Genomic DNA, 3,330 nt, shown 5'->3' with positions numbered 1-3,330 from the left:
GCAGCGCCCCGGACAGCCACGCCTTGGCGTCGCGGGCCGCCTCCGCCCACCCCGCGCGCTGCGGGCGCAGGGCCGCGAGCGCCGCGGACAGCGAGCAGCCCGTGCCGTGCGTGTGGCGGGTGGCGACGCGCTCGGCGTCGAAGGTGGTGACGCGCACCGTGGCGCCTCCTGCGGGGACGGTTTCGACGAGCGCGTCGGGCGACGTCGCGCCGCGCAGGTGCCCACCCTTGAGGAGCACCGCGGTGCCGCACGCGGCGGCGAAGGCACTCGCCTGGTCGAGCGCGTCGTCCCACGTCGCGGCGGGCGCGGTGCCGCCGAGCACGGCGAGCTCCGGGAGGTTGGGCGTCACCACGTGGGCGCGGGCGGCGAGCTCGCGCACTGCCTGCTCGGCACCGACGTCGAGCAGGCGGTGGCCCGACGTCGCGACCATCACCGGGTCGAGCACGACGTGCGGCGGTGGCGCGCCGTGCGCACGCCGCGTGGCGGCGAGGTCGTCGAGCCAGGCGGCGATCTCCCGAGCGTTCGGCTCGTCGGCGACCATGCCGATCTTCACGGCGTCGATCTCGACGTCGTCGGACACGGCGTCGAGCTGCGCGCGCAGGAACACCGGCCCCGGCACGTGGACGGAGCGCACGCCGTGGGTGTTCTGCGCGACGAGCGCGGTGGTCACGGCCATGCCGTAGGCGCCGTGCGCGCAGAAGGACTTGAGATCGGCCTGGATACCGGCGCCTCCCGTGGGATCCGTACCGGCGACCGACAGGACGCGCGGTCGGGAGGGACGGGCTGCACCATCGGGCGCGGCGTCCGGGACAGGCGGGGTCGGGGCGAGCGTCATCGGCGGACATCCCTTCGCTGGTACGAGCCAGAGCAGGTTCGACGGGTGTGATCTCAGCCCCGGTGGTCCGGGGCACCCCGTGTCGTGCCGCACATGCTAGCGGGCCGGCGGAGGCGGGCGCCCGTCGCTCAGTCCTGGCGGACGGCCTCGCCCGCGATCTCGAGCTGCACCTTCTTGCCGACGAGGACGCCGCCCGTCTCGAGGAGCACGTTCCACACGAGCCCGTAGTCCTCGCGGTCGATCTCCGCCGTGGCGTGGAAGCCGAAGATGTCGCGCCCGTACGGGTCGCGGCGCGCACCGCCGTACTGCATCCGCAGCTCGACCGGGCGGGTGACGTCGCGGATCCTCAGCAGGCCCGCGACGACGAAGCGCCCCGGCTCGGCCGGCGCGACGCGGTCGGCAGCGACCGTCGCGCGCTCCGGGGAGCGGTTGCGCAGTCGTGCCCAGGCGAGGATGGAGTCGTCCTGCGCGCCCTGCCACCGCACGCCGGTGCTGCGGAACTCGAGCGTCGTGTAGTGCTCGACGTCGAGGAAGTCAGGGCTGTGCAGGTGGGCGTCGCGGTCGCCGTGGTGGGTCGTGAGGCTCGCCGACTCGATGGTCGCCGTGACGGCCGAGGCCAGCGGGTCGACGCCGACGACGATCGTCGCGGTCCCGCGCGTGAACTCGCCACGCACGGGCGAGACCATCATGTGCTGACCGGAGAACCCGATGCGCTTGTGCGCCTCGTCGAGCACGTACGTGCCGGCGTCGGGGACGATCATGCCGTTCCACTCGCGGCCGGGTCCTGTCGTCATGTCCGTCGCTCCTCCGGGGTCGCCCGCATCGAGGTATGACGACAGCGTCCGCTCGACCTGGTCAGGTGTCCAGTAGAGCACGACGGACAGGTGAACGTTCAACCAACTCGGCGTGACGTCGGAGACAGCACGAGGGCGCGCCCCCTGCGGGGCGCGCCCTCGCGGCGTTCCTCGGACCGTTCCGTCACGGCGTCACGGCACCGTCGCGTGCTCAGCGCCGCGGCAGCTCGCCGGGCATGGGGTCGTCGTCGCCCCAGCGCGTGACGCGCAGACGACGACCGTCCGGCCCGGGCACGTCGCGCCCGTCCTGCGCGGCCGCGTCGAGCGCGGCGCGCAGCGACTCCGGCGAGTCGTGCGTGACGCGCACGAACGAGCCCGAGAACGCGTCGAGCCCGCCCGCCGCGATCGCGACGACCATCTCGACCGTGCGCTCGACCGGCGTCCACTCCGTCCGGCCCCGGTGCATGACCATCGACGCGGTCATGTCGGTCCGCACCACCCCGGGAGCGACCTCGAACGTCCGCAGACCGCGCTCGTACCCCGACCGGTGCATGTTCGCCCCGAGGCGCAGGAGCGCCGTCTTGCTCGCGTTGTACGCGCTGCCGCCCTGCGAGTCGTGCGACCCGGCGCCGCTGTTGAGGTCGACGACGCGGCCGCCCCCGCGGGCGAGCATGCCCGGGACCACGGCGCGGGAGAGCAGGAAGGGCCCGCGGACGTTCGCCTCGAGCACGGCCCACCACTCGTCCGGGTCGGCCTCCCACAGCGGCACCTCGGCGTCGACCCGGCCCGCGTTGTTGACGAGCAGGTCGACGCTGCCGAGCTCCGCCTCGGCCGTCGCCACGGCGGCGCCCACGGCCTCGGCGTCGGTCACGTCCGCCGTCACGGCGACGGCGCGCCCCGCGCCCTTGCCGAGACGTGCGATCTCTCCGGCCACCTCGTCCAGCCGTCCCGCGTCGCGGGCGAGCAGCGCGACGTCGAGGCCTGCGGCCGCGAGCCCGACGGCGACCGCGCGCCCGATGCCGCGCGACGCCCCCGTGACGAGGGCCGTCCGTGCGGGCGGGACCGTCGCCGCGTGCGTCCCGGCGCTCATGCGCGCAGCTCCGCGCCGACACGCTCGCGCGCCGCGGCGACGGCGCCCTCGCGCACCCGGGCGACGTCGTCGGCCGTGAGCGTGCGGTCCGCCGCCCGCAGGCGCAGGGAGAACGCGAGCGACTTGCGGCCCGCGCCGACCTGCTCGCCCGTGTAGACGTCGAACAGGCTCAGCTCCTCGAGGAGGTCGCCCGCCCCGTCCGCGACCGCGGAGCGCAGCGCCGCGGCGCTCACCCCGGCGTCGACGACGAACGCGAGGTCCTCCTTCGCGGCGGGGAACGCCGAGACGGGCGTCGCCGCGACGGGCTCCTCGTCCGACCCGGCGAGCAGCGCCGTGAGGTCCACCTCGAACGCCACCGAGCGCGCCGGCAGGCCGAGGTTCTCGAGCACCTTGGGGTGCAGCTCGCCCGCGTGCCCGACGACGGTCCCGTCCGCGAGCGCGAGGCGTGCGCACCGGCCGGGGTGCCACGGGGCACGCTCGGTGTCCGCGGCCACGACGACCTCCACGCCCACGCGCTGCGCCACGAGGCGCGCCGCGTCGAGCGCGTCCGTCCAGTCCGCCGGGCGGCCCGTGCCCCACCAGCCCGCGGGCTCGCGGCGCCCGACGAGCAC

Annotated in this window: 3 protein-coding genes, 1 pseudogene and 1 riboswitch; all 4 genes and pseudogenes read right to left on the bottom strand. The window is 75.6% G+C overall.

Annotation, left to right across the window (positions count from 1 at the left end; genetic code table 11):
• Positions 1–835 (bottom strand): bifunctional hydroxymethylpyrimidine kinase/phosphomethylpyrimidine kinase (gene thiD / locus JZ5iCDA_RS16405; RefSeq protein WP_083260106.1); only part of this gene is annotated, 835 nt, incomplete at its 3' end.
• A riboswitch (TPP riboswitch) is annotated at positions 828–925 on the bottom strand. Its footprint overlaps the gene before it by 8 nt.
• A 38-nt stretch (positions 926–963) precedes the next feature.
• Positions 964–1,629 (bottom strand): YceI family protein, encoded by a 666-nt coding sequence (locus tag JZ5iCDA_RS16400; RefSeq protein WP_069388103.1) that lies wholly within the window; start codon positions 1,627–1,629, stop codon positions 964–966.
• Positions 1,630–1,840: 211 nt separating this feature from the next.
• The gene (locus tag JZ5iCDA_RS16395) at positions 1,841–2,719 is read right to left on the bottom strand and encodes an SDR family oxidoreductase (RefSeq protein WP_069388102.1); all 879 of its coding nucleotides are present in this window, start codon (positions 2,717–2,719) and stop codon (positions 1,841–1,843) included.
• Positions 2,716–3,330 (bottom strand): annotated as a pseudogene (locus JZ5iCDA_RS16390) (phenylalanine--tRNA ligase subunit beta); the annotation flags it as partial. The pseudogene JZ5iCDA_RS16390 and the gene JZ5iCDA_RS16395, both read right to left, overlap by 4 nt.

The organism is Cellulosimicrobium cellulans, assembly GCF_001722485.1.
GTDB classification, from domain to species: domain Bacteria; phylum Actinomycetota; class Actinomycetes; order Actinomycetales; family Cellulomonadaceae; genus Cellulosimicrobium; species Cellulosimicrobium cellulans_A.
This window is presented reverse-complemented; position numbering and strand designations above follow the sequence as displayed.